Source organism: Marinovum sp. J2-8, from assembly GCF_055808435.1.
On record NZ_JBVVRZ010000005.1, the window covers coordinates 193,718 to 217,319 of the forward strand.

The window sequence follows — 23,602 nt, forward strand, 5'->3', positions numbered from 1 at the left end:
CTCATTGCGTGTGACCCGCTACACGCCCTGATAACAGGCCGACCACCGCCCATGTGGATCAGGCGGCAAGATCGCCTTATCCCGCACCGTCAACGGGATCAGGGCACTGTTGACCAATGGATCTGCACACATCGACGCCCCCAAAAGACCCACCAAACACTCACGTGAAGCCCCCCGCATGACAATAGAATTATTACTGTCAGATGCGTGTATTTCTGGCTTCACACGCCGCCAAAGCGTGGGCATATGTATCACAATCCCCACACCAGAATCAGGTTTTCTACAATGACGTCGCTTGCCAATCCCACGCCTCCTGCCACACGATTTGATCTGGTCACCACCGTCAAATGGATCGCATCAATCATTCAGATCCTCGGCTATGCCGCGACCGGCTTTGGCTATACCCCGTGGAACCTCTACCTGTTTCTTGCCGGTGTCATCGGCTGGCTCGCGGTGGGGATCTTGTGGAAGGACCGGGCCATCATCCTGATCCACATCGTCGCCTTTGGCTCGATGATTGTCGGCATGACGGCCTCTGGTTAACCTACCCCCGGTTCGGGGGCGCTGGCCGCTCAGCCGCCCGACAAGGACACCTCGGCAAACACCTCCTTGGCGGCAAACAACCCGTTCAATGCAGCGGGAAAGCCGGCGTAAACCGCCATCTGCATCAGCACCTCGGTGATCTCCTCCTGCGTCAAGCCGACATTCAACCCAGCCTCGATATGCACCTTTAGTTGCGGCTGGGCATTTCCCATCGCGGCCAGCGCCGCAATGGTGGCGATCTCCCGCTCCCGCAGCCCAAGCCCGGGTCGGGTATAGATATCGCCAAACGGGAATTCGAAAAGATAGGTGGCAAAATCCGGCGCGATATCCGCCAGCGCGTCAATCACGTTTTGTCCGGCCTGCCCGTCAATTTCCGCCAGCGCGCGTTTGCCCCGCGCCAACCGGCTCTCTGTCTTGTGTTGTTCCATCTGCGTCACCTGTCACGATCCTTTGTTCAACCTCGGCATAACCGCCGATCTTGGTATCGAGGACGACAAGACAAGCCTCCAATTCCGCCAGATGCGCCCGCACTTGCGCGCGATGCGCCTCCAGCAGCGCCCGCCGCTCTGGCCCGGTTTCAACACCCCGGTCCCGCAATGCCGCATAGCGCAACATGTCTCGGATCGGCATTCCGGTGGTTTTCAATCGGCGCAGGAATTCTATCCAGACCAGGATCGACACATCATAGTCCCGCCGCCCCGCGGCATCCCGATCCGCAGGCGGCAATAGCCCGATGCGTTCGTAATACCGGATGGTATGGGCAGACAATCCGCTGCGTTTGGCCAGAGTTCCGATTTTCATGGCGGCCTTCTTCTCGTCACGACGCCCCTGATCCTAGGGCTTTGAGCGCACTCTAAGTCAAGCGCCTCTTCGCAGGAATCGACGACAAAACAGCAGCCAAATCCTGCCAGGGTCAAAATCCGGCATGCCCACAAAAAAGGCGGGCCAAAATGACCCGCCTTTTCTGACCTTGCACCGGAATCTACTGACCGGCGTTTTCCGCTTCGATCCGACGCCAGCGCGCAACGTTTTCGTTATGCTCTGCCAGCGTTTCGGCAAAGGCATGCCCGCCAGTACCATCCGCAACAAAGAACAGATAATCCGTCTGATCGGGGTTCACCGTTGCCTGAATCGCCGCCGCGCCGGGGTTGGCAATCGGGGTCGGCGGCAGACCATCAATCACATAGGTGTTATAGGGTGTGGCCCGGCGAAGCTCGCTTTGCCGCAATCCCCGACCAAGACTGCCCTGCCCCAGGGTGATACCATAGATCACCGTCGGGTCGGTTTGCAGCCGCATCCCCTGATTTAACCGGTTGATAAACACGCTGGCCACCTGACCACGCTCTGCCGCAACGCCGGTTTCCTTTTCGACAATCGACGCCAGCGTCAGCATCTCTGCCATCGAGTTCAGCGGCAGATCATCCGCCCGATTGGCCCAGGCCTCTGCAATGATCGCTTTTTGGCGGGTCTGCATCTGGGCGATCACATCCGCCCGTTGCGTGCCGACCGACACTTCATAGCTGTCCGGCGCAAGCGAGCCCTCTGCCGGCAATTCCGCCACTGTGCCATCCAACACATCCAGCGCCTTCATCTCTTCGACCACCTGCCAGCTGGTCACACCTTCGGCCAGCGCAATGCGATAGCGGGTGTCGCTTTCGCCGCGCACACGGGTATAGGCCTCAGGCGCGGCCTCTTCACCCGGTGAAAATTTGGCAACCTCGACAAAGCGTTGGGTGTTGGGGTCCAGTTCCCGAACCTCGGCGCTGGCACGCAGGATACCAATCCGATAGATCACTTCGGTGCCACAGGTGCTGGCCCCGCCGCGGGTGATGACATCGACAATCTCTGCCATGCTGGCGCCTTCGTCCACCAGGAACGAACCGGCCTTCAACGCCGCGGTCTTGTCGGAATAATCCGCCCCGACCCGAAACAGAAAGCCACTGGAAATCGCCCCCTGCTCGACCAGCGATTGCGACACGCGGGAAAAATTCGACCCGCGTTCGACCTTCAGACAGATCGCCGCGCTCAAGGGGCCTTGGGCCGAATATTCCCGCTGCGCCCAAAGCAACGTGCCGCCGAACAGAAACACGGCGACAACAAGGAAACTCAGGGCATTGGAAGCGATGCTCCGCCACATGGGATCAGACCTTCTTGAACAAGACCGAGGCGTTCGTGCCGCCAAAGCCAAAGGAGTTGGACAGCGCATAGGTGATCTCGCGCTCGCGTTTTGCGTTCGGCGCCAGATCGACCTTGGTGTCAACTGCGGGCTTGTCCAGATTGATGGTCGGCGGCGCCACTTGATCGCGGATCGCCAGGATCGAGAACACAGCCTCAATCGCGCCAGCCGCCCCCAAAAGGTGCCCGGTGGCGGATTTGGTCGACGACATGGTGACTGTATGGGCGAAATCCCCCATCAGCCGCTCGACCGCGCCCAATTCAATTGTATCGGCCATCGTGGATGTGCCATGCGCGTTGATATAGTCGATCATCGACGGGCCAATTCCGGCCTTGCGCAACGCCATTTTCATGCAACGTTCCGCGCCTTCGCCGGTCTCGGATGGGGCCGTGATGTGATAGGCATCACCAGACATGCCATAGCCGACAACCTCGGCATAGATCTTGGCACCGCGCGCCTTGGCGTGTTCGTATTCTTCCAGAACAACAACGCCCGCGCCCTCGCCCATGACAAAACCATCACGGTCTTCGTCATAGGGACGGCTGGCCTTTTGCGGATCGTCGCCGCGTTTGGTCGACAACGCTTTGCAGGCATTGAAATCCGCAATCCCGATTTCGGAAATCGCCGCCTCGGCACCGCCGGCAATCATCACTTCGGCATCGCCGTCCTTGATGATCCGTGCCGCATCACCAATCGCATGTGCGCCTGTGGAACAGGCGGTCACAACCGCATGGTTCGGGCCTTTGAAGCCGTATTTGATCGACACCTGCCCCGAAATCAGATTGATCAGCGCACCGGGAATAAAGAACGGCGAAACCCGACGGGGGCCGCGTTCCTTGATCAAGATGGCTGTTTCGGCAATCGAATTCAGGCCACCAATGCCCGAACCGATCAAGACACCTGTTTGTTCCAGCGACTCGTCATCTTCCGGCATCCAACCGGAATCCTGAACCGCCTGCTCAGCTGCCGCAATGCCGTAAAGGATGAAATCATCGACTTTGCGCCGGTCTTTGGGGGCCATCCAATCATCGGGATTGAATGTGCCATCCGTGCCGTCACCATGCGGCACCTCACAGGCATAGGTTGTGGCAAGATGGCTGGCATCGAACCGCGTGATTGTGCCCGCACCGGATTTTCCATCCAGGATCGCCTTCCAGCTTTCCTCGACCCCACAGGCCAACGGTGTCACCAGACCAAGCCCTGTTACGACTACTCTGCGCATGGTTCTGCCCCTTTTAAACGCGTCGCATGCTCATACCCCGACCACTGGCATTTGGGCAAGGCATTGCACTATGTCATTCAGCAAAGGACCGCGTACCGGCGGGTTTTCCAATCCCCGCCCCGGTCCCGAAATGCAAAACGGCGCGCCCAGTCGGGCACGCCGTTTCAGAAACTCTACGATCCGTGGATCAGGACGCTTCGGTGATGAATTTCACCGCATCGCCAAAGGTCTGGATGGTCTCGGCCGCGTCGTCGGGAATTTCGATACCGAACTCTTCTTCGAACGCCATCACCAGCTCAACAGTGTCGAGGCTGTCTGCGCCGAGATCGTCAATGAACGACGCCCCTTCAACAACTTTCTCAGCATCCACACCCAGGTGCTCTACAACGATTTTCTTTACGCGGTCTGCGACTTCGCTCATGATTTGGTCCTCATGGTCTTGGGCCTTTGGCCCTGTTTTGCCCGTGCCCCGCGGGGATCGAACTTGATTTGTCCTGTCAAAGGACAGCGAGTGGCCTGCGGCCTGTGTCACCCGCAACAGCAGGTTATTCTAAGTGCCCCGGCGCGCCTGCGGCCCCGGATTTCCCCGCGCCTATAGCATAAGTGTTGCGCTTGGCAAACGCTTTCCGAGGTGCCGGCATCGGCGACTACAACATGGCCATGCCACCATTGACGTGCAAGGTCGCGCCCGTCACATAACCGGCCTCCGGGCTGGCAAGGTACAGAACCGCACCGGCGATTTCTTCCGGCGTGCCCATGCGTGCAGCGGGGATCTGGACGTTGATCTTGTCCTTTTGCTCATCGGTCAGCTTGTCGGTCATGGCGGTCGCGATAAAACCGGGTGCGATGGCGTTTACCGTGATGCCACGGCTTGCCACCTCATAGGCCAGTGATTTGCCCATGCCGATCATTCCCGCCTTCGAGGCCGCGTAATTTGCCTGACCGGGGTTGCCGGTGGCGCCGACAATCGACGAAATATTGACGATTTTGCCCCAACGGGCCTTCATCATGCCGCGCATCACACCTTTGCACAGCTTCATCGACGCCGTCAGGTTGACCGCCAGCACCGAATTCCATTCGTCATCCGACATCCGCATGAACAGGTTGTCGCGGGTGATTCCGGCGTTGTTGACCAGAATATCCACAGCGCCCATTGCCGCAATCGCCTGTTTCGGCAGGGCGTCGACCGCCTCAAGATCCGAAAGATTGCAGGGCAGCACATGCGCCCGCTCCCCCAACTCCGCTGCAAGCTCCTGCAACGGCGCTTCCCGCGTGCCACTGAGCCCCACAGTCGCGCCAGCGCCATGCAGCACCTTGGCAATCTCGCCACCGATGCCACCAGAAGCGCCCGTCACCAACGCACATTTTCCGCTCAAATCAAACATTTGCTACCCTCGTTCCGTTGTCTTGGCCTGGGTCTGGCGTTTAGACCAATGCGGCCTTTGCCGCCACCACATCCTCTGGCGTGCCGATATTTCGGGTGGTCACAGACCGGTCGATTCGCCGGATCATCCCGCAAAGCGCCTTGCCTGCCCCAACTTCCCAGATGTCGTCGACACCCTTGGCCGCCATCCATTCCACGCTTTCGCGCCACCGCACCGCGCCCGTCACCTGATCCACCAGCAGCGACCGGATGGTTGCCGGATCTTCGACCGACTTGGCCACGACATTGGCCACCAAGGGCACGCTGGGTTTCGAAATTTCGACATTATCCAGCGCCTCTGCCATGGCGCGTGCCGCCGGCTCCATCAAGGCACAGTGGAACGGTGCGCTGACCGGCAGCAAAACCGCCCGGCGTGCGCCCGCGGTCTTGGCGATCTCAACCGCGCGTTCCACGGCCCCCTTGTGGCCCGAAACCACGATCTGGCCGGGATCATTATCATTCGCAGCTTCGCAAACTTCGCCCTGCGCCGCCTCGGCCGCGACCTTGCGGGCGCCTTCGATATCAAGCCCCAGCAGGGCCGCCATCGCGCCAATCCCCACCGGAACGGCCGCTTGCATGGCCTGACCGCGAATCCGCAACAGACGGGCGCAATCGGCCACGCTCAGCGCGCCGACAGCTGCCAATGCCGAATATTCCCCCAGCGAATGCCCCGCCACGTAATCAGCAGAGGTCACCGCAATGCCTTCGGCCTCAAGCGCGCGCATCGCGGCAATCGAGGTCGCCATCAATGCCGGTTGCGCATTCTCTGTCAGGGTCAGCTCTGCCGCATCCCCTTCCCAGATCAATTGGCTCAGGTTTTCCCCAAGGGCCGCATCGACCTCGTCAAAGACGGCTTTGGACGCGGGATAGGCCTCCGCCAATGCTTTGCCCATGCCAATGGCCTGTGCCCCCTGTCCGGGAAATACAAATGCGCGTCCCATGCCCTAACCCTTTTATTTCTTCAGCGTGCCGACATGGATACGCGCCAAGCGCAGCCACTGCAACGCAAATGCCGGGCCATTGCGCCCGGATTTCGCGTCATTTCACAACAAAAACCGGCCAGACCGTGAAACGGCTGGCCGGTTTTCGTTGGTCCCGCCTGTTGCGTGGGGTCAGGTGGGACTCAGGAATGCGATTTTTTTGGATTGCGGGCGATGATCACCAAATAGAGGCCGGTCAACGCAAAGAAGAATGTCGCGCAGGCCTTCATCAACATCAGCTCCGGCAAATAGGTTGCCTTCGGTGAAATCCAAAGCCCGATTGCGCTCAGCAAAAGCGCGATTCCGATCAATCGGGTAAACAGGCGAACCATGTGCCCGATCGTACTTGCGCCCTCAGCCGTTTGTGACTGTCGCGACGCCTGACCGTTTCCCCGACCGTTTCCCCGGCCGGTTCCATGTGTTGGGCCCATGGCCTGCGACGGCATCACCTGGCTGGCTGCGGACATTGTCGGTCTCCCCCCTTGCGGTTTCAGACACTCTTGCGATCAATTCAGGCAGGAATGCGGCGCAATTCGGGTTTAGATCGCACAAAACCACCTCTGCCCCCCTGCGACCACCTTCGCCCTTGCCTTTCACGCATCTGGCTGTATACGGGGCCTTCCTTTCGCAAGACGATTGAACCGCGCAGTCTCTCGTGGGTTGGGGGCGAAAGGACATGGCCCCACCCTTTGAAATGCGCCTTGATATAAATGGAGTGCACATGCCCCTTTACGAGCATGTCTTTATCTCGCGCCAGGATCTCTCCGGCGCACAGGCCGAAAGCCTGGTTGAACATTTCGGCACCGTCGTGACCGACAATGGCGGCAAAGTTGTCGACACCGAATACTGGGGTGTCAAGACAATGGCCTACAAGATCAACAAGAACCGCAAAGGCCACTATGCCTATATGCGCACCGACGCGCCTTCGGCAGCGGTCCAGGAAATGGAACGCCTGATGCGGTTGCATGATGACGTGATGCGCGTGCTGACCATCAAGGTCGACGAACATGTCGAAGGCCCCTCCGTTCAAATGCAAAAACGTGACGAGCGTGACGATCGCCGTCGCGAACGCCGCTAAGTCAGGGAGAGCTAAACCATGGCAGCCAAACCATTTTTCCGCCGTCGTAAAGTATGTCCCTTCTCGGGCGACAACGCACCGAAAATCGACTACAAAGACACACGTCTTCTGCAGCGCTACATCTCTGAGCGTGGCAAGATCGTGCCGTCCCGTATCACCGCCGTTTCGGCCAAGAAGCAGCGTGAACTGGCCCGTGCGATCAAACGTGCCCGTTTCCTGGCGCTTCTGCCCTACGCCGTGAAGTAAGGAGTGAGCATAATGCAAGTTATCCTTCTCGAACGTGTGGCCAAGCTGGGCCAAATGGGCGACGTTGTTGACGTCAAACCCGGTTTCGCGCGCAACTATCTCCTGCGTCAGGGCAAAGCTCTGACCGCATCGCAAGCCAACATCGACGGTTTCGCGGCCCAGAAAGCGCAGCTTGAAGCGCGCAACCTGGAGACCAAGAAAGAAGCCGAAGATCTGGCATCGCGTCTTGATGGCCAGCAGTTTGTCGTGATTCGCCAAGCCTCCGATGGTGGCAGCCTCTATGGTTCCGTCACCACCCGTGACGCCGCAACCGTGGCCACCGAAGAGGGCTTCTCGATTGATCGCAAACAGGTTGTGATCCGCACCCCGATCAAAGATCTGGGCCTGCATGACATCGAAGTTACCCTGCACCCCGAAGTTGTAGCCACCATTTCGCTGAACGTTGCACGTTCGCCGGAAGAAGCCGAGCTGCAAGCATCGGGCAAATCGATCCAGGAATTGGCCGCAGAAGAAGAAGCTGCAGCCGAATTCGAGATCTCTGAATTGTTTGACGATATCGGCTCTGCCGCGTCCGACGATGACGATCTGGGCGACGCAGGCCAAGATGCACCCGCATCGGATGATGACGAACAGAACTAATCTGTTCCACCATCAAGAACATTGAAAAGGCCGCGCTCCTCCGGGATGCGCGGCCTTTTTGCTTATGAAGCTACCCAAAAGAACAGCCCGCATATCCACCTGCTGCGCGGCGCGCTGATCCATCAACGGCTATCTTGATTGCACGGGTTCAATCAACGTCACAGCAAGAAAAGGGCCCTGCACCTGACCAAGTAGCAGAGAAGCGCAACCATGTTGAAACAAGCAGAACGTATGACCAGCCTGGTCCCTCCCCCGGACGTCGTACGACATCCGTTTGTTTCGGCCCGCGCCCTGCACTTGGTCGGTGCTCCACCACATACCTCCCGACGCGGCTTGGAAGACACCCTCCTTCTTCGCAGGGCCGCAATCGGGATTGGGATCGCGTCCGAAGCCCGGCCAATGTCAGCGCGTTGACACCATGGTCAGGTTTCGGAAACGACAGCCGGTAGCATAGCCCCCAGTCTATTTGCGTCCGGTTGAGGAAGAGGTCGCCTCTCGGGGCGGCCTCTTTCTATTTATGACCACGCTTAAATCCAGCGATGTTCCATAGAAGATGTCCCATAGAAAAAGGCCGGAGCAAGAACTCCGGCCTTTTCCTTGTGTGGTCTAACGGCCCTGACGGGCGCGTAGATTATTCGTCGTCCAGAGCCTCGACAGCTTTTTGCAGCTCTTCCTTGTCGACCTCTTTCTCGGTCACTTCGGCCAGCTCCATGATGTAGTCGACAACCTTGTCTTCAAAGATCGGCGCCCGCAGTTGCTGTTGCATCTGCTGGTTTTGCTGCACGAATTCAAAGAACTGGCGTTCCTGACCCGGGTACTGACGTGCCTGGTTCATGATCGCTTGGGTCATCTCGGCGTCAGACACCTGAACCTCGGCCTTCTGGCCCAGTTCAGCCAACAAAAGGCCCAAACGCACCCGGCGCTCCGCCAGGCTGTTGTGCTCGTCTGTCGGCTCCATCTCGCCATGATCGTGGCCGGTGTCTTCCGGGTGCTCTTCGTGGTACAGCTGATGCGCGATTTGCTTGGCTTCTGCTTCCACCAGCGACGGCGGCAGATCGAATTTCACCAGCTCGTCCAATTGGTCCAGCAGGGCCCGTTTGGTCACGGCACGCGCTGCGCCGGAATATTCCGCCTCCAGACGCTCTTTGATCTGCTCTTTCAAACCATCAAGGCTCTCTGCGCCGAATTTCTTGGCCAGCTCATCGTCAAGCTCTGCGGCAACCGGCTCTTTCACTGCTTTGATTTTGCAGGTGAAAACAGCTTCTTTGCCAGCCAGGTTTTCGGCTTGGTAATCTTCCGGGAAAGTGACGGTCACGTCTTTTTCCTCGTCGGCTTTCGAACCGACCAGCTGCTCTTCAAAGCCGGGAATGAACGACCCCGAACCCAGAACCAGCGGGTAATCTTCCGCCGCGCCGCCTTCAAAGGCTTCGCCGTCAACCTTGCCAAGGAAGTCGAACACAACCTGATCGCCGTCTTGCGCTTCTGCGCCTGCGTCACGGTCGTTGAAATCCTGGGCGGTCTCGGCCAGATTGGCCAGCGCTTCGTCAACTTCTGCGTCGCCAGCCTTGGCAACCATCTTTTCCAGCTTGACCGACTTCAGGTCAACCTCGGGGATGTCGGGCAGCTTTTCATAGCTCATCTCGACTGCGACGTCGTCGCCTTCTTTCCAGTCTTCATTGGTCATCTTGACCTCAGGCTGAAGCGCAGGGCGGTCGCCGCTGTCTTCGAAATGCTGGTTCATCGCGCCGTCGATGGTTTCCTGCATCGCTTCGCCCATCAAACGCTGGCCAAACTGTTTTTTCAGCAACGGCATCGGCACTTTGCCTTTGCGGAAACCCTTCATCTCGACTTCGGGCTGTGCCTCGACGAGTTTCTCGGTAACTTTCGCGTCCAGTTCGGCGGCGGTGACTGTAATCGCGTATCCGCGTTTCAGACCTTCGTTCAGCGTCTCGGTGACCTGCATCCCATTCCCCATAAGTCCAAGGGCGGGTCTCGCCCGCCTATTTCAAATCTGGGGTCTTCTATGCCCCCCGGCCCAAGCGCGCAAGGCGGATTCGCATCCCCGCGCGCTGTGGCGCCGTCTGACAGGCAATCAATCAGCTTTCTGGTTTCATCAACTCGACTTCTTCGCCGTCCCGCACCGCCGTGTAAAAGCAGCTGCGCCGATTGGTGTGACAGGCCGGGCCGGTCTGGTTGACGGTCACCAACAGACAGTCGCGGTCACAATCCAGCCGGAAATCAACCAACTGCTGCACATGGCCAGAGCTTTCCCCTTTGATCCAGAACGCCTGACGCGACCGTGACCAATAGGTAACTTTGCCCGTGGCCAAGGTGCGCGCCACCGCATCCGCATTCATCCAGGCCATCATCAAAATTTCGCCGGATTCGGCATCCTGGGCGATTGCCGGGATCAAACCTGCGTCATTATAGACCAAAGTCGCAGGATCAAAGACGTCGGGAGCATCGGACATGGGGCGAAAAACCTTTTGCATGGGACATTGCGGCCCTATGTAAGAACAGCAGTGCAAAAGAGAAAGCCACCATGGCCGATACAGACCTGATCAAGCTTTATTCCGCCCGCATTTTGGCCCTGGCGGCAGACATCCCGTTTCTCGACCGGTTGGAAACGCCGGACGCCACCGTCAAAAAGCGTTCTCCGCTCTGCGGGTCCACCGTGACCGTGGATGTGGTGATGACAGACGGCCGCATTTCGGCCTTTGGTCAGGACGTCAAGGCCTGTGCGTTGGGGCAATCGGCGGCCTCGGTGCTGGGTGCGGCGGTGATCGGGCGCACGCCCGCGGAACTGGACCGGGCGCGCGATGAATTGAAGGCGATGCTGAAACAGGACGGCCCGGTGCCCAGCGCGCCGTTTGACGGCTACGAGGTTCTTTTGCCCGCGCGCGACTACAAGAACCGGCATGCCTCGATCCTGTTGGCAGTTGAGGCCACCGCCGAAGCCGCACATCAGGCGATGGCGATTTCCGCCTGACGCACTGGTCCAAGACCGCAGAAATCCGCGCCCCAAAAGCTGTCGCAAGACATCATTAAATCTCTGGAAAATTTGACAAAAAAAGGCCGCCTTCCGAAGAAGGCGGCCAAGTAAGCATTCATGTCCGGCCTATGGGGCGGTTGAGGCAGGCCCCGAAATCCCAGGGGATGGGAATAAGCAGGTTCGCGCGGATTGGGACAGGCGCGCAGCGGCCGGACATGATGCAGGCAGGGGTAATCCTTAGAAAAGCGACGGCAGGTGCAAAGACACCACCAACATGACGATCAATGAAACCGCACCGGCAGCATCCTGAAACAGGCTTAGATTGGCTCGGCGGCGTGTCTTGCTCGGGGCGTGTCGCATGGGGCGTCTCCGTGTGTCCGTTGCTCATTTGTTCTCATATTGGAAACGTTCTGTAAAGAACTTTCTGAGAACATTTGAGAACAAAAATGGAATTTGGACACTAACCCACTGAAATCAAACGGATCGCCTCGTCCTGGCGCATCAGCCAAAGCAGAACGCGCGCTGCCCGACCACGGTCAGAGGTCAAAGCCGGGTCACTGGTCAACAAGGCCCGCGCATCCATTTGCGCCACTTCCATCAAGCCCGCCTGGCTTTCCAAATCAGCCACGCGGAATTTTGGCAGCCCCGATTGCGCCGTGCCGATCACATCCCCCGCGCCGCGCATCTCCAGATCGGTTTCCGCAATCACAAAACCGTCTTCTGTATTGCGCAACGTTTCCAATCGCTTGCGGCCATTTTCGCTTAGCGGTGGTTGATACATCAGCAAACAGGTAGAGGCCTGATCGCCCCGCCCCACCCGGCCGCGCAATTGGTGTAACTGTGCCAGACCGAAAATCTCGGCTCGTTCGATCACCATGATCGTGGCATTCGGCACGTTCACCCCAACCTCGATCACCGTGGTCGCGACCAAAACCGACGTTTCACCGGATTGAAACCGCGCCATGGCGGCGTCTTTGTCGGCGGGCGGCATCTGGCCATGCACAAGACCAACCCGCCCTTCCCCCAAAACGGCGCGCAGACGCTTGAACCGCTCTTCTGCGGCAATCAGGTCCGACACCTCGCTTTCGCCGACCAAGGGGCAAACCCAATAGACTTGTTTACCGCCCTCCGCCGCGGCGCGGATACGGCCCACGACCTTATCCAGCCGATCTGTGGACACCAGCGCCGTGGTGATCGGTTTCCGCCCCGGCGGTTTTTCATCCAGCACCGACACATCCATGTCGCCATATTGCGCCAGGGCAAGACTGCGCGGGATGGGCGTCGCCGTCATCACCAACACATCCGCTGTCCGCCCCTTGGCCCCCAGGGCCAGCCGTTGGCGCACGCCAAACCGATGTTGTTCATCGACAATCGCCAGCCGCAGATCCGCGAATTCCACGTCATCCTGAAACACCGCATGGGTGCCAACCAGAACCTGAATGTCGCCGCGTTTCAATGCCGCCAATTTGGCGGCCCGATCCGCGCCCTTGTCGCGCCCGGTCAGCAGCTCCAGCACCACTCCGGCGCTTTCGGCCAGCGGCTGCAACCCTTCCAGATGTTGGCGTGCGAGGATCTCGGTTGGGGCCATCATCACCCCCTGCCCGCCAGCCTCGACCGCGATCAACAGCGCCATGAACGCCACAAGCGTCTTGCCCGATCCGACATCGCCCTGCAAAAGCCGGTTCATCCGCTCAGATTGCGCCATATCCGCAGAAATTTCAGCGATTGCACGGGTTTGCGCACCCGTCGGCGCATAAGGCAGGTATTGCAGCACCGGGGATTGCAGAACCTGTGTGCCAACCGTCGCCCGCCCCTTGCTGCGACGTCGGTTTTGCCGCGCAAGGGCCAGAGTCACCTGATGGGCCAGCAACTCGTCATAGGCCAGCCGTTGACGCGCCGGATGGCTGGGCGACAATCCTGTGGCATCTTCGGGGGCATGCGCCGCCGTCAGGGCATCGCGCCAATTCGGCCAGGCCTCTCGTGCCAAAAGCGTCGGTTCAATCCACTCTGCAAGCTCCGGCGCGCGGCTCAGCGCACCATGCGCCGCCTTGTGCATCACCTTCTGCGTGACCCCTGCCACCAGCGGGTACACCGGTTCAAATTCAGGAATATCCCCGGCCTCGGACAGCGGCAGAATATGGTCGGGATGCACCATATTGGCGATGCCATCGAACAATTCGACCCTGCCCGACACCATCCGCCGTTGGCCCGTCGGCAGGATTTTCTTCAGGTAATCGCCACGCGCATGGAAAAACACCAGCTGAAAACTGGTTTGCGCGTCCTGTACATTCACGCGATAGGCCCCCGACCGATTGCGCGGCTCAAGATGGCGCCCAACTTCGACCTCTACCGTGACAACCCCGGGCAACTCCGCGCCCTGTACGCTGTCACGTCGACGCCGGTCGATGCCGGTATGCGGCAGCGTGAACAGCACATCGCGCGGCGCCTCAATCGCCAGGGCGGCCAGGGATTTTGCCGTCTTCGGCCCCACCCCCGGCAGGGTTTCCAGCCCCGCAAACAGCGGAAAAAGCGGCTCTGGCCGGGTGCTCATGCGGCGCCAATCAGGGCCAGCCAGCCATCTTCATCCAGCATGTCGATGCCCAGTTCGGCGGCTTTCTTGCCTTTGGACCCCGCGCCGGGACCGGCCACCACCAGATCGGTTTTTGCCGACACAGAGCCGGAAACCTTGGCCCCCAGGGCCTCTGCCCGGGCCTTGGCCTCGGCCCGCGTCATCTTTTCCAGCGACCCGGTGAACACGATGGTCATGCCCGCGACCGGGCTGCCGTCCACCTTTGGTTTGGCCGCGTCCTGGATGTTCAGCGCCTGCACCAAACGATCAATCGCTGCATATTCGCCCTCTTGCCCAAAGGCGGCAACCAGGGACGACGCCAACACCGCACCAACCCCATCAACCGCCAACAGGTCGTCCCACGCCGGGCCTTCCTGGGGTTGCGCGTCGCGCATCGCCTGATCAAATGCGGCCCAGGATCCGTAATGACCGGCCAACAGATTTGACACCTGTTCACCGACATGGCGAATGCCAAGGCCAAAAATCACCCGCCCCAACGGGATTTTGCGCCGTTCTTCAATTGCGTCAAACAGCTTTCGGGCGGATTTTTCGCCCCAACCTTCACGGTTCTTCAGCTGTTGAAGCCCCTGACCGTAACGGTCCTCCAGCGTAAAAATATCCGCCGGTTCCGCGATCCAGCCGTCGCGGCAGAATTGCTCGACCTGCTTGGCCCCAAGACCCTCAATATCGAACGCGGCCCGCGATACAAAATGCTTCAACTTTTCAATTTGTTGTGCCGGACAGATCAATCCGCCGGTACAGCGGCGCGCCGCGTCACCGGATTCGCGCAGGGCTTCGCTGTTGCACTCCGGGCAAACCGTCGGAAAATCAAATGCGATTGAATCCTCCGGGCGCTTTGACAGGTCGACATCCGCTATTTTGGGAATCACATCACCGGCGCGGTACACCTGAACCCAATCGCCTTCGCGAATGTCCTTGGCGGCGCCAGCGTCGTCCGGGCGGATGACCGCCCCCCGGCTGTCGAGGCCGGCAATATAATCTTCGTTGTGAAGTGTCGCGTTTGACACCACGACACCGCCCACGGTCACCGGCGTCAGCCGCGCAACCGGGCTTAACGTGCCGGTGCGGCCGACCTGAATGTCGATTTTCTCGAGCCGGGTCCAGGCCAGTTCGGCAGGGAATTTATGCGCAATCGCCCAACGGGGCGTTGTTGAGCGAAACCCAAGCCGCGCCTGAAGGTCGAGCCGATCAACCTTGTAGACGACCCCGTCAATATCATAGCCCAAAGTGGCGCGCCGGGTTTCAATGTCGCGATATTGCGCCAGCATCTCAGCAGGTGTTTCACACCGCTTGGTCAACTCATTGGTTTGAAATCCGAATTCCCGTAACCGTTTGATCGCCCCCATTTGCGTATCGGCCAGGGCTTCGCTCAGCGCGCCCCAGGCATAGGCAAAAAACGCCAGCGGTCGGTCGCGGGTGATCTCTGCATCCAGCTGGCGCAAGGAGCCGGCGGCGGCATTTCGCGGATTGGCAAACGTCTTGCCGCCGCGCGCGGTTTGCCGCGCGTTCAGCGCTTCAAAATCCGGGTGGCTCATATAGACCTCGCCGCGCACCTCGAGGATGTCGGGCGCATCTGCGATCTCGGTCGGAATGTCGGAAATCGTGCGGGCATTGGCCGTAACGTCTTCGCCGGTTTCCCCATCGCCACGTGTCGCAGCCGTGACCAGTTTACCCTGTTCATATCGCAGAGAAAGCGACAGCCCATCAATTTTGGGTTCAGCGGTATAGGCAAGCTGCTCTTGCGCGGGCCAGTTGAGGTATCGCCGAATTCCAAGGTCGAATTCCGTCACATCTTCGTCGGAAAACGCATTGCCAAGGCTCATCATGCGGACCTGATGTGCCACTTTGGCAAAGCCATCGGCAATCGGCGCGCCAACGGTCTTGGCCTGAGTGGCCAGAGCCTCCAGCTGCGGGAAAAGCTCGATCAGCTCCAGATATCTGCGCTTTGCCGAATCAAACTCAGCATCCGAGATCGAAGGCGCATCCTGGGAGTGGTATTCCCGATTGGCGGCCCAAAGCGCCGCCTGCAACTCAAAAAACTCTTCGCGCGCCGCGTCCTCTGACAAGTCCGGATTTACCATGCCACGCCTCCTGATCACTTCGACCCAAGTGATAAGGCGCGCAAAACAAAGGGTCCAGACGCTAGTTCAGATCTATGCGCCGATGGCCAGCCGGTCCCCGCCATCCAACTCTTGTGGTGCAGGATCACGCAAGACATAGCCCCGGCCCCACACCGTTTCGATATGACTTTCGCCGCCCGTCGCATTGCTTAACTTTTTACGCAACTTGCAGATGAATACATCAATGATCTTCAGTTCAGGTTCATCCATACCGCCATAGAGGTGATTGAGGAACATTTCCTTGGTCAGGGTTGTTCCCTTTCGCAGGCTAAGTAGTTCCAGCATTTGGTATTCTTTGCCCGTCAGATGCACGGGGCGTCCGCCGACCTCGACAGTTTTGGCATCCAGATCAACCGAGATCTGCCCAGTGTGGATAATGGATTGCGAATGGCCTTTGGACCGGCGGATAATCGCATGGATCCGCGCAACCAGCTCTTCGCGGTGAAATGGCTTGGTCAGGTAGTCATCCGCGCCAAATCCAAATCCCTTGAGCTTGCTCTCGGTATCATCGGTCCCCGACAGAATCAGGATCGGGGTTTCGATCCGCGCCAGACGCAGCTGGCGCAGCACTTCATGGCCATTCATGTCCGGCAGACCCAGGTCCAGCAGGATCAAATCATAATCGTACAACTTGGCCAGATCGATCCCTTCCTCGCCAAGGTCGGTGCAATACACATTGAGATTCGCATGAGTCAGCATCAGCTCAATGCTTTTTGCCGTCGTGGGATCGTCTTCAACCAGCAATACGCGCATGGATAATCTCCGCTGAATGGTACATTTCTATTTAACCTGAACAACAAAGGTTAACTACCGGTTACCGTATCAGGGGAAAAACAAGAACACAACTCAAGGTTGTCTATATTTCTGTAATGCGGTTGTTTTCAATGCATCTTCGCCATGTTGCGATACCGCTGTCACCCATTCGCGGAATTCATCCGCAGAGATTGCATAGAGTTTTTGCGCATCTTCCTGAGTAATCAACCCATAAAGCACCCCCCGCACCACGGCCGCCTTGCGCGAAGCGACCCAGCGGCGTGTGCGATCAGACGGCAGATCCGCACGTGTCATCACCGTCCCATCCGGCAACGTCACGGCCCGTGGCCCTTCTACCTTTTTCAGATACATGTCTTCCTCGTCCGCTTGTTTGCATCAAAGATGGGCAATGTTACTTAACCAGGCGTGAAGGCCCCCCTTGAGAGTATTTAGGATTTTCATATATTCTCGCGGACTTCTCGAAGGGGATTCGCATGACGACCGTCACCAAGGAAAAACTGAACTCGCTGGGGTTTGCCAAACCGCCCAGTGAAACCCGTGTGGTTGTCGCCATGTCGGGCGGTGTGGATTTCAGTGGTGGCGGCGGAATTGGCGCGCGAAGGCTATGATGTCGTCGGCATCACCCTGCAGCTCTATGATCACGGCGCGGCGCTGGCGAAAAAGGGCGCATGTTGTGCCGGGCGCGATATTCATGATGCCCGCCGCGTGGCCGAAGAAATGGGCTTTCCGCATTACGTGCTGGACTATGAAAACGTGTTTCGCGATGCGGTGATGGATGAATTCGCCGAAAGTTATCTGGGCGGCGCGACGCCGGTGCCCTGTATCCGCTGCAACGAGCGGGTGAAATTCAAGGATCTGCTGGGCACCGCCAAGGATCTTGATGCCGATTGCATGGCCACCGGGCATTATATCCAGCGCAAGATGGGCGAAACCCGGGCAGAATTGCACAGCGCCGCCGACGGCAACCGGGATCAAAGCTATTTTCTGTTCTCGACCACCCAGGAACAACTGGATTACCTGCGCTTTCCGCTGGGCCATCTGGCCAGCAAGGCCGACACCCGCGCCCTTGCCGCCAAACACGGGCTGAGCGTCGCCGACAAACCCGACAGCCAGGACATCTGTTTTGTGCCGGACGGCGATTATGCCAAAGTGATCGAAAAGCTGCGCCCCGGATCGGCGGAACCGGGCGAGATCGTGCATGCCGATGGCCGGGTGTTGGGCACGCATAACGGCGTGATCCATTACACCATCGGTCAGCGCCGGGGTCTGGGCATCGGCGGGCTGAGCGAGCCGCTTTACGTGGTAAAGCTGGATGTCGAGGCAAAACGGGTGATTGTCGGGCCAAAAGAGATGCTGTCGACCCGGACCATTCCGGTGCGCGAAATCAACTGGCTTGGGGATGGAAACTTTGCCGACAGTGCGGAACGTGACATCATGGTGCGGGTCCGGTCGACACGCCCGCCACGCGAAGCCATCCTTCGGCCGATTTCCGACACCGAGGCCGAGGTGGAGCTGCTGACACCAGAGGAAGGTGTGTCGCCCGGACAGGCCTGTGTGTTTTACGCGACCGAAGGCACGCGGGTTCTGGGCGGCGGCTGGATCTGGCGCGGACATTAACGCTCTTTCAGCCCTTGCGGCCAGTCACCGCCTGGCCTGTCTTTCTGTGGCGAAGACACCTGTTAGGGTGGATGAGCGGCCTATTTATCCTGCGGGGCTGCCACCACATAAGTGTGGATTGAAAACAGCACGGCATCGGTTTCCGGCAGGCGCAGAATGCTCTGCCGTTCCGACCGCAGGAAGGGCGCGCAATCGACCGTTTCCGGCGCGCGACGGTCGCTCTCTGAACGCGGCTGATACAAAGCCGGATCGTGATAGGGCAACAGGTTGAACCGCCACAACGGCCGCCCCGCCTTCACCCCGTCAAACAACCGTTGCACCCGCCGGGCCATGACATCGTCATAGGGCGCCACCGGCGTGTGAATGGCCCGCAAGGGCCGCATGAATTTCTCGGCCAGCATCCAACTGGCCGGGAAACACAGACAGGCCCCGGTCAGCACATGTTCCGCGCCGCGCTTTTCCATCAGGCAGATATCTTCCTGAATCAAATGACATAATGTCTCAAGCGGTCGGGCGCGATCAATGCCCACCACGCGGCCATCCGGGCAAGTGACCGCCGTCTCAGCAACCCGAAACATGGGCATTCCGGCCATTTGCGCCAAGACAAGCGCCAGCGCCTCTTGCGCCGCGGGCAGCGCAGAACGATCAAGCCGCAGGACCGCATCGCCCCGCTCCGCCAATATTGCGATCCGCGCCGCCATTTGGCCGGCATAGGCATCATCAACCTGCACCCAATCCGCCATGTCCAACGGCAAAACGCCCGGCAACGGGCGTTGAGACAGATCAAATGGAATATGAGACTGCAGGATCATGGGCCGGAACATGATCGTTCCGGCCCATGAATTGCAAAGGGTTTTATTCAATACCCATGCAGTTTGCGTAATAAGTCACAGTCGCAGGCCAGTCAGAGAAGATACCAGCAACACCGGCTTCTTCATGCAGGGCATTGACGATGGTGAAATAATCGCCATCGGTGTCCACCGCGTCCTTGACCGATTGGAAATACCAGCCACCGCCGGTTGTCAGCGGGCCAGAGCGTTCCAGCGACCAAGTGATGATCTTCAGACCGGCCTCTTGCGCGGCTTTGGTGTATTCCGACGCAACCATGTTGCCCTCGGCGTCCAGCGTCAGCAGCATCCACAGCGGCGGCGCAACATAGTTCACGCCCATGTCGGCCAGTTCCTGCATGGTTGGCTTGAACGTGGCGCGATCCATCGGATCAATCAGACCTTCGTCTTCGTCTTCGGCTTCGTAACGGTCATCCAGATAAACCGCCTGGGCGCCAAATTCCGGCTCGTTTTCGATCCAGTATTTCACAACCGACAGATTGAAGCTCTGAGCCCAGACGTCGGACGCAGGCACGCCTGCGGCTTTGTATTCGTCGATCATCTTCTGGGCGTAATCGTCCATGGTGAAGCCGTCGAAAGGCATCTCAACCGAAGGATCTTTCAGCTCGGGGGTGAATTTCGCACCCAGCGATTTGAAAAGCTCGATCGATTCGGCATGGGTCAGCAGCGTGCCATCCTCAACCGAATACAGATCGGTGCGCCAGTTGGCGGTGCCGTCCATGTAACCGGCGACATCGGTGGCCGAAGAATTGGCCGCATCCATCTTGCCGGTCAGAGTTTCAAACTCGGCCAATGTGATGTCGGATGTGCGGCATTCGGCCGTGGCTTTGGTATCGCCGGAGGCGGGCGAAAACGGCGTGGTGCATTTCGCGCCAAGCTCTGTCGCCAGAATGTTGGTGGTGGTGTGCAGATCGTTTTGCGCGTGACGGCAGACAAGTTCCTTGTCCGCGGTAAAGGCGACGTCACATTCCAGAATGCCCGCGCCCATACGTGCGGCGGCCATGTTGGATTCGACTGTGTGCTCGGGGAATTGCAGCGGAGCGCCACGGTGACCGACCGAAAACAGCGAAGGTTTTGCGGTCTGGCCCTGGCAGGACATCAATTTGTCCTTCAGCGCGCCCTCTTCCATCCGGTCGATCAGATAGAACGGACGTGGGCCATAAGATGTGCCCTCAGACATGGCGTGGCCGCCTGCAAAGGCGGGGCTGAGGCTGGCAGCGCCACACAGAAGTGCAGCCGAAATAGTAAGACGTTGCATAGGTCCCTCCGGGAATTTTTGACTTGGTGTCTGGGCGGACAGGAAGGTGCCAAGGCGAAAAACATGTGACGCAACGGTGAAAGTTTTCCAACATTCATAGCGCGTTGCACGGATACGCCCGATTTTCGCACCGATGCGCCCGCCACATGGGCCCGGAAACCCGAGGTCAGGTTGCAAATGAAACCGTCAGGGTTCCCCGCACATGCAGCGCCGTCAATTACGGGCAGAGATCAGGGCCATCGACAACAACGGCCCTGCGACGGTCTTGGCACCTTGCCCCCGGTCAACGTCCCTCTTGGAAGTCCAGCCGTTTTGCACGGCAATCTTTACACAGCGGTAAAAACCGAACAAGCATCGGAAAAAGCTTCTTGCGCAAATCGCGCCGCCTCCCGCGGGCTCACACCCCTGTGACGTGGCTGACATGATCATGGAACTGCGGTCCATGACGGCTTAGTCTGTATGAGGCCCCACAAAACGAAGCAGAAAGAACGCTCAGATGCCCACCGAACGATTTTCCTTTACCGGCCATTCCGGCGACACGCTGGCCGCGCGGCTGGACCTGCCGGATGGGCCGCATCTGGCGACGGCACTGTTTGCACATTGCTTTACCTGCTCAAAGGACATTCCCGCAGCGCGTCGCATTTCCAGCCGGTTGGCGGCGATGGGTATTGCGGTGCTGCGGTTTGATTTCACCGGATTGGGCCATTCCGAGGGTGAATTCTGTAACACCACGTTTTCCAGCAATGTCGGTGATCTTGAAGCCGCCTGTGCCGCCCTGACCGACCGGGGCATGGCACCGGGGCTGTTGATCGGCCATTCACTGGGCGGCGCGGCGGTTTTGCGTGCGGCTGGAAACATGAGCGGGATCAAGGCGGTGGCCACCCTTGGCGCGCCGTTTGATCCCAAACACGTGACCCATAACTTTGCCGGGGCGCTGGACGACATTGCCCAAAAGGGCAAGGCACATGTGATGCTGGGCGGGCGGTCGATCGAAATCGGGCGCGACTTTGTCGACGATGTTTCGGCGCAGAACCTCGAACCGGTGATCGCCAATCTGCACAAGGCGCTGTTGGTGTTACATGCGCCGCTGGACGATGTGGTGGGGATCGACAATGCCGCCAATATCTTTTTGGCGGCCAAACACCCCAAGAGCTTTGTCACGCTGGACAATGCCGACCATCTGATTTCACGGCCACGGGACGCCGAATATGCCGCCGAGGTGATCGCCGCCTGGGCCGGTCGGTATCTTGACCTTGCGCCGCCTGCCCCACCGCCCGGTGCCCCCGAAGGCATCGTGCGCGTCGCCGAGGCCGATCCGGCCGGGTTCCTGCAGGATATCAATGATGGCCCCTGGCATCACGTTCTTGCGGATGAGCCGAAGGCCTATGGTGGCAGCAACCGCGGCATGTCGCCGTATGGCTTTCTGGCGGCCGGGCTTGGGGCCTGTACCTCGATGACCATACGCATGTACGCCCGCCGCAAAGGCTGGCCTCTGGAACATGTCAGCGTCGATGTCAGCCATGACAAGATGCATGCCCAGGATGCCGGCACCGGTGTCGAGACCAAGATCGACTTTTTTCGCCGTGTAATCCGGCTTGAGGGCGGTCTGAGCCCGGAGCAACGCGACCGATTGATGGAAATCGCCGACAAATGCCCGGTGCATCAGACAATGGAGCGCACGTCAAAGGTGATCACCGAGCTGGCGGTTTAGCACAGCTGTTGGTTTCCGGCCCCACTGGCAAAATATTGTGGGGCAAAGTATGGGGGGCCAGCCCCGCTGGCAAAGTACGGGGGGCCGGCCCCCGGACCCCCCGGGATATTTTTGGTCAGATGAAAGATGGCCTACGAAACTGGCGACACCGGGCTGTGCAGTGGCCAGTTTTTTGGCCACAGCGTTTTTGCGCCGGATTATTGCCAGACGATTTTGCTGCCCCAGGAGCGGAACAATTGCCGCACTTTTGGGGTCATGAACCCTTTGCCGCTGGCATATTGCGGCAAGGTGAAGGACGAGCCTGCATTGACCTCGATCACCACCGGGCCGGTATCGGTAAGGGCAATGTCGGTGCTTTGATAGCGTAGCGGCGCATGCAGTTTTGCCACCCGTTCATTGATCGCCCGCAGGTCTTTCCAATGTGGCAGATGCTGGCCGATGATCTCTTGTCCGGTTTCCGGGTGCACATCCAGATGGCGCAGTTCCGGGCCGTCCGATTGCACCAGTGTCAGGATTTCGCCGGTGTCGGGGTCAATGTTGCACAGCATGTTGCCGTCGCGCCAGAAGTTGTCAGCCTGATTGCGCTGCGAGGGCAATTTCAGCACCGCCGCCGGCACATAGACGCCGTCGCCATCCAGCATGTTGACCACCCGGACGGTCGCGGTTGTATCGGTGTAGCCGCGCAGAAAGGCGCAATTCTGCACGAACTTTTGTAGAATGAATGCATGATCGCCGATGATCTGGTCATAGAAATGTTCATATGACATGTCACCGTGGTCGCGCAGTTGCAGGCCTTCGGCATCGGCGCTCAAAACGGTGAACACCCCAACCGACCCCAAGCCGCGCATGTTCTTGCCAAACAAGGGCATATCAACGCCGCCACACAGCGCCGCGCGCAGCGCGGCAGGCCCGTCCAGCGGTGACGATCCATGATATGCCCGCCCGCTGCGATCAATCACCCCAAGCGTTTCCGGCACCGGCAGCCCATCCGTTTCGAGCAATTTGGCCGACAGCCATTTGTCTTCGGTCACGCCAAACCAATGCAGGTCGTTGACCTCGTGGATGATCAGATTCTGCAAAAGCCAGGAGACAAATTCGCCGCGCTCCGTTTCATCATGGGCCGCGTGATCATAGAGCCGGAACTTGACGTATTCATCCAATTCGATCTTCTGTTTGCCCTTGCGGTATTTTGACGCCTCGATCCCGATGCCAAAGGCCCCACGCCCAGAGGCCCGCGCCGCATGCGCGATCAGCTCTGTCTTGTTGAATTGGTGTTTGGCCTTGTACTGCGACTGATCCTGCTCGACCAAGGCGCCGTGTTTCAATCCTGCATTCAAAGTAGCGTCGGACATACCCCGATCCCTTTTAACCACTGCCGTTGATTG

General features: G+C 59.0%; 24 protein-coding genes and 1 pseudogene. 7 read left to right on the forward strand and 18 right to left on the reverse strand.

Annotation, left to right across the window (positions count from 1 at the left end; all coding sequences use genetic code 11):
* Nucleotides 1-285: 285 nt before the first annotated feature.
* Nucleotides 286-543 carry a DUF6552 family protein gene (locus AC0L4F_RS16135; protein ID WP_244690065.1) on the forward strand — a complete coding sequence of 86 codons (258 nt, stop codon included), beginning with the start codon at nucleotides 286-288 and terminating at the stop codon, nucleotides 541-543.
* A gap of 29 nt (nucleotides 544-572) precedes the next feature.
* Here the strand turns inward: AC0L4F_RS16135 and AC0L4F_RS16140 are convergent, their stop codons facing one another.
* The 8 genes from AC0L4F_RS16140 to AC0L4F_RS16175 all read right to left on the reverse strand — a co-directional run bounded on the left by AC0L4F_RS16140 (nucleotide 573) and on the right by AC0L4F_RS16175 (nucleotide 6,676).
* Nucleotides 573-971: a carboxymuconolactone decarboxylase family protein gene (locus AC0L4F_RS16140; RefSeq protein WP_244690068.1), complete on the reverse strand. Its 399-nt coding sequence runs from the start codon at nucleotides 969-971 to the stop codon at nucleotides 573-575.
* Nucleotides 910-1,344 carry a MerR family transcriptional regulator gene (locus tag AC0L4F_RS16145; RefSeq protein WP_244690070.1) on the reverse strand — a complete coding sequence of 145 codons (435 nt, stop codon included), beginning with the start codon at nucleotides 1,342-1,344 and terminating at the stop codon, nucleotides 910-912. The genes AC0L4F_RS16140 and AC0L4F_RS16145 overlap by 62 nt, the downstream gene beginning before the upstream one ends.
* 181 nt (nucleotides 1,345-1,525) lie before the next feature.
* A complete protein-coding gene (mltG, locus tag AC0L4F_RS16150; RefSeq protein ID WP_244690073.1) occupies nucleotides 1,526-2,680 on the reverse strand; it encodes an endolytic transglycosylase MltG in 1,155 nt (384 codons plus the stop codon).
* A 4-nt stretch (nucleotides 2,681-2,684) separates the two neighbouring features.
* The gene (gene fabF / locus AC0L4F_RS16155; protein ID WP_244690076.1) at nucleotides 2,685-3,941 is read right to left on the reverse strand and encodes a beta-ketoacyl-ACP synthase II; all 1,257 of its coding nucleotides are present in this window, start codon (nucleotides 3,939-3,941) and stop codon (nucleotides 2,685-2,687) included.
* Between the two features lie 187 nt (nucleotides 3,942-4,128).
* Nucleotides 4,129-4,362: an acyl carrier protein gene (locus AC0L4F_RS16160; protein ID WP_244690078.1), complete on the reverse strand. Its 234-nt coding sequence runs from the start codon at nucleotides 4,360-4,362 to the stop codon at nucleotides 4,129-4,131.
* A gap of 226 nt (nucleotides 4,363-4,588) precedes the next feature.
* Nucleotides 4,589-5,326, reverse strand: a complete 738-nt coding sequence (fabG, locus tag AC0L4F_RS16165; RefSeq protein ID WP_244690080.1) for a 3-oxoacyl-[acyl-carrier-protein] reductase — start codon at nucleotides 5,324-5,326, stop codon at nucleotides 4,589-4,591.
* A gap of 40 nt (nucleotides 5,327-5,366) precedes the next feature.
* Nucleotides 5,367-6,305: an ACP S-malonyltransferase gene (fabD, locus tag AC0L4F_RS16170; RefSeq protein WP_244690082.1), complete on the reverse strand. Its 939-nt coding sequence runs from the start codon at nucleotides 6,303-6,305 to the stop codon at nucleotides 5,367-5,369.
* Between the two features lie 182 nt (nucleotides 6,306-6,487).
* On the reverse strand, nucleotides 6,488-6,676 hold the full coding sequence (locus tag AC0L4F_RS16175; protein ID WP_244690084.1) for a hypothetical protein: 189 nt from the start codon (nucleotides 6,674-6,676) through the stop codon (nucleotides 6,488-6,490).
* Between the two features lie 389 nt (nucleotides 6,677-7,065).
* Between AC0L4F_RS16175 and rpsF the strand changes: the two genes are divergently transcribed.
* Genes rpsF through rplI form a run of 3 tightly spaced genes read left to right on the forward strand, consistent with a single transcriptional unit; the run spans nucleotide 7,066 to nucleotide 8,307 of the window.
* Nucleotides 7,066-7,422: a 30S ribosomal protein S6 gene (gene rpsF, locus AC0L4F_RS16180; protein ID WP_244690086.1), complete on the forward strand. Its 357-nt coding sequence runs from the start codon at nucleotides 7,066-7,068 to the stop codon at nucleotides 7,420-7,422.
* Nucleotides 7,423-7,440: 18 nt separating this feature from the next.
* On the forward strand, nucleotides 7,441-7,668 hold the full coding sequence (gene rpsR / locus AC0L4F_RS16185) for a 30S ribosomal protein S18 (RefSeq protein ID WP_005982441.1): 228 nt from the start codon (nucleotides 7,441-7,443) through the stop codon (nucleotides 7,666-7,668).
* Between the two features lie 12 nt (nucleotides 7,669-7,680).
* Nucleotides 7,681-8,307 (forward strand): 50S ribosomal protein L9, encoded by a 627-nt coding sequence (rplI, locus tag AC0L4F_RS16190; RefSeq protein WP_244690088.1) that lies wholly within the window; start codon nucleotides 7,681-7,683, stop codon nucleotides 8,305-8,307.
* A 631-nt stretch (nucleotides 8,308-8,938) separates the two neighbouring features.
* Here the strand turns inward: rplI and tig are convergent.
* Both tig and hisI read right to left on the reverse strand, forming a co-directional pair.
* Nucleotides 8,939-10,270 carry a trigger factor gene (gene tig, locus AC0L4F_RS16195; RefSeq protein ID WP_244690090.1) on the reverse strand — a complete coding sequence of 444 codons (1,332 nt, stop codon included), beginning with the start codon at nucleotides 10,268-10,270 and terminating at the stop codon, nucleotides 8,939-8,941.
* 133 nt (nucleotides 10,271-10,403) lie between these two features.
* The gene (hisI, locus tag AC0L4F_RS16200) at nucleotides 10,404-10,799 is read right to left on the reverse strand and encodes a phosphoribosyl-AMP cyclohydrolase (protein WP_244690093.1); all 396 of its coding nucleotides are present in this window, start codon (nucleotides 10,797-10,799) and stop codon (nucleotides 10,404-10,406) included.
* 50 nt (nucleotides 10,800-10,849) lie between these two features.
* Here hisI and AC0L4F_RS16205 point away from each other — a divergent pair, with 50 nt between their 5' ends.
* On the forward strand, nucleotides 10,850-11,296 hold the full coding sequence (locus AC0L4F_RS16205) for an iron-sulfur cluster assembly scaffold protein (protein WP_244690095.1): 447 nt from the start codon (nucleotides 10,850-10,852) through the stop codon (nucleotides 11,294-11,296).
* Between the two features lie 240 nt (nucleotides 11,297-11,536).
* Here the strand turns inward: AC0L4F_RS16205 and AC0L4F_RS16210 are convergent, their stop codons facing one another.
* From AC0L4F_RS16210 to sciP, 5 genes are all read right to left on the reverse strand, one after another.
* Entirely contained in the window at nucleotides 11,537-11,659 is a 123-nt protein-coding gene (locus AC0L4F_RS16210) for a hypothetical protein (protein ID WP_280520629.1), read from the reverse strand.
* A gap of 100 nt (nucleotides 11,660-11,759) precedes the next feature.
* On the reverse strand, nucleotides 11,760-13,850 hold the full coding sequence (gene recG, locus AC0L4F_RS16215) for an ATP-dependent DNA helicase RecG (protein WP_244690097.1): 2,091 nt from the start codon (nucleotides 13,848-13,850) through the stop codon (nucleotides 11,760-11,762).
* Entirely contained in the window at nucleotides 13,847-15,970 is a 2,124-nt protein-coding gene (gene ligA / locus AC0L4F_RS16220; RefSeq protein WP_244690099.1) for an NAD-dependent DNA ligase LigA, read from the reverse strand. The genes recG and ligA overlap by 4 nt, the downstream gene beginning before the upstream one ends.
* Before the next feature lie 72 nt (nucleotides 15,971-16,042).
* On the reverse strand, nucleotides 16,043-16,762 hold the full coding sequence (ctrA, locus tag AC0L4F_RS16225; protein WP_244690101.1) for a response regulator transcription factor CtrA: 720 nt from the start codon (nucleotides 16,760-16,762) through the stop codon (nucleotides 16,043-16,045).
* Between the two features lie 93 nt (nucleotides 16,763-16,855).
* Nucleotides 16,856-17,134 (reverse strand): CtrA inhibitor SciP, encoded by a 279-nt coding sequence (gene sciP / locus AC0L4F_RS16230; protein WP_244690103.1) that lies wholly within the window; start codon nucleotides 17,132-17,134, stop codon nucleotides 16,856-16,858.
* Between the two features lie 122 nt (nucleotides 17,135-17,256).
* Between sciP and mnmA the strand changes: the two are divergent.
* Nucleotides 17,257-18,400, forward strand: a pseudogene (gene mnmA / locus AC0L4F_RS16235) (tRNA 2-thiouridine(34) synthase MnmA).
* Between the two features lie 80 nt (nucleotides 18,401-18,480).
* Here mnmA and AC0L4F_RS16240 read toward each other — a convergent pair.
* On the reverse strand, nucleotides 18,481-19,224 hold the full coding sequence (locus AC0L4F_RS16240) for a heme-dependent oxidative N-demethylase family protein (RefSeq protein ID WP_244690105.1): 744 nt from the start codon (nucleotides 19,222-19,224) through the stop codon (nucleotides 18,481-18,483).
* 31 nt (nucleotides 19,225-19,255) lie between these two features.
* Nucleotides 19,256-20,506, reverse strand: a complete 1,251-nt coding sequence (locus tag AC0L4F_RS16245; protein ID WP_473446701.1) for a glycerophosphodiester phosphodiesterase family protein — start codon at nucleotides 20,504-20,506, stop codon at nucleotides 19,256-19,258.
* A 496-nt stretch (nucleotides 20,507-21,002) separates the two neighbouring features.
* Here AC0L4F_RS16245 and AC0L4F_RS16250 point away from each other — a divergent pair, with 496 nt between their 5' ends.
* Nucleotides 21,003-22,217 carry a bifunctional alpha/beta hydrolase/OsmC family protein gene (locus AC0L4F_RS16250; RefSeq protein WP_244690107.1) on the forward strand — a complete coding sequence of 405 codons (1,215 nt, stop codon included), beginning with the start codon at nucleotides 21,003-21,005 and terminating at the stop codon, nucleotides 22,215-22,217.
* Nucleotides 22,218-22,414: 197 nt separating this feature from the next.
* On the opposite strand, the gene AC0L4F_RS16255 is transcribed toward AC0L4F_RS16250, so the two are convergent.
* Nucleotides 22,415-23,569: a sugar-transfer associated ATP-grasp domain-containing protein gene (locus AC0L4F_RS16255; protein ID WP_244690109.1), complete on the reverse strand. Its 1,155-nt coding sequence runs from the start codon at nucleotides 23,567-23,569 to the stop codon at nucleotides 22,415-22,417.
* Between the last annotated feature and the right edge of the window lie 33 nt (nucleotides 23,570-23,602).

Bases quoted from the DNA above. Each gene is read 5' to 3' on its own strand.
- AC0L4F_RS16135 (WP_244690065.1), top strand. From the start codon at position 286: ATGACGTCGCTTGCCAATCCCACGCCTCCTGCCACACGATTTGATCTG.
- AC0L4F_RS16210 (WP_280520629.1), bottom strand. From the start codon at position 11,659: ATGCGACACGCCCCGAGCAAGACACGCCGCCGAGCCAATCTAAGCCTG.
- hisI (WP_244690093.1), bottom strand. From the start codon at position 10,799: ATGCAAAAGGTTTTTCGCCCCATGTCCGATGCTCCCGACGTCTTTGAT.
- rpsF (WP_244690086.1), top strand. From the start codon at position 7,066: ATGCCCCTTTACGAGCATGTCTTTATCTCGCGCCAGGATCTCTCCGGC.
- mltG (WP_244690073.1), bottom strand. From the start codon at position 2,680: ATGTGGCGGAGCATCGCTTCCAATGCCCTGAGTTTCCTTGTTGTCGCC.
- sciP (WP_244690103.1), bottom strand. From the start codon at position 17,134: ATGTATCTGAAAAAGGTAGAAGGGCCACGGGCCGTGACGTTGCCGGAT.
- fabD (WP_244690082.1), bottom strand. From the start codon at position 6,305: ATGGGACGCGCATTTGTATTTCCCGGACAGGGGGCACAGGCCATTGGC.
- AC0L4F_RS16140 (WP_244690068.1), bottom strand. From the start codon at position 971: ATGGAACAACACAAGACAGAGAGCCGGTTGGCGCGGGGCAAACGCGCG.
- AC0L4F_RS16240 (WP_244690105.1), bottom strand. From the start codon at position 19,224: ATGTTCCGGCCCATGATCCTGCAGTCTCATATTCCATTTGATCTGTCT.
- AC0L4F_RS16245 (WP_473446701.1), bottom strand. From the start codon at position 20,506: ATGCAACGTCTTACTATTTCGGCTGCACTTCTGTGTGGCGCTGCCAGC.
- ctrA (WP_244690101.1), bottom strand. From the start codon at position 16,762: ATGCGCGTATTGCTGGTTGAAGACGATCCCACGACGGCAAAAAGCATT.
- fabG (WP_244690080.1), bottom strand. From the start codon at position 5,326: ATGTTTGATTTGAGCGGAAAATGTGCGTTGGTGACGGGCGCTTCTGGT.
- rplI (WP_244690088.1), top strand. From the start codon at position 7,681: ATGCAAGTTATCCTTCTCGAACGTGTGGCCAAGCTGGGCCAAATGGGC.
- AC0L4F_RS16205 (WP_244690095.1), top strand. From the start codon at position 10,850: ATGGCCGATACAGACCTGATCAAGCTTTATTCCGCCCGCATTTTGGCC.
- AC0L4F_RS16160 (WP_244690078.1), bottom strand. From the start codon at position 4,362: ATGAGCGAAGTCGCAGACCGCGTAAAGAAAATCGTTGTAGAGCACCTG.
- AC0L4F_RS16145 (WP_244690070.1), bottom strand. From the start codon at position 1,344: ATGAAAATCGGAACTCTGGCCAAACGCAGCGGATTGTCTGCCCATACC.
- ligA (WP_244690099.1), bottom strand. From the start codon at position 15,970: ATGGTAAATCCGGACTTGTCAGAGGACGCGGCGCGCGAAGAGTTTTTT.
- fabF (WP_244690076.1), bottom strand. From the start codon at position 3,941: ATGCGCAGAGTAGTCGTAACAGGGCTTGGTCTGGTGACACCGTTGGCC.
- AC0L4F_RS16175 (WP_244690084.1), bottom strand. From the start codon at position 6,676: ATGGTTCGCCTGTTTACCCGATTGATCGGAATCGCGCTTTTGCTGAGC.
- tig (WP_244690090.1), bottom strand. From the start codon at position 10,270: ATGCAGGTCACCGAGACGCTGAACGAAGGTCTGAAACGCGGATACGCG.
- rpsR (WP_005982441.1), top strand. From the start codon at position 7,441: ATGGCAGCCAAACCATTTTTCCGCCGTCGTAAAGTATGTCCCTTCTCG.
- recG (WP_244690097.1), bottom strand. From the start codon at position 13,850: ATGAGCACCCGGCCAGAGCCGCTTTTTCCGCTGTTTGCGGGGCTGGAA.
- AC0L4F_RS16250 (WP_244690107.1), top strand. From the start codon at position 21,003: ATGCCCACCGAACGATTTTCCTTTACCGGCCATTCCGGCGACACGCTG.
- AC0L4F_RS16255 (WP_244690109.1), bottom strand. From the start codon at position 23,569: ATGTCCGACGCTACTTTGAATGCAGGATTGAAACACGGCGCCTTGGTC.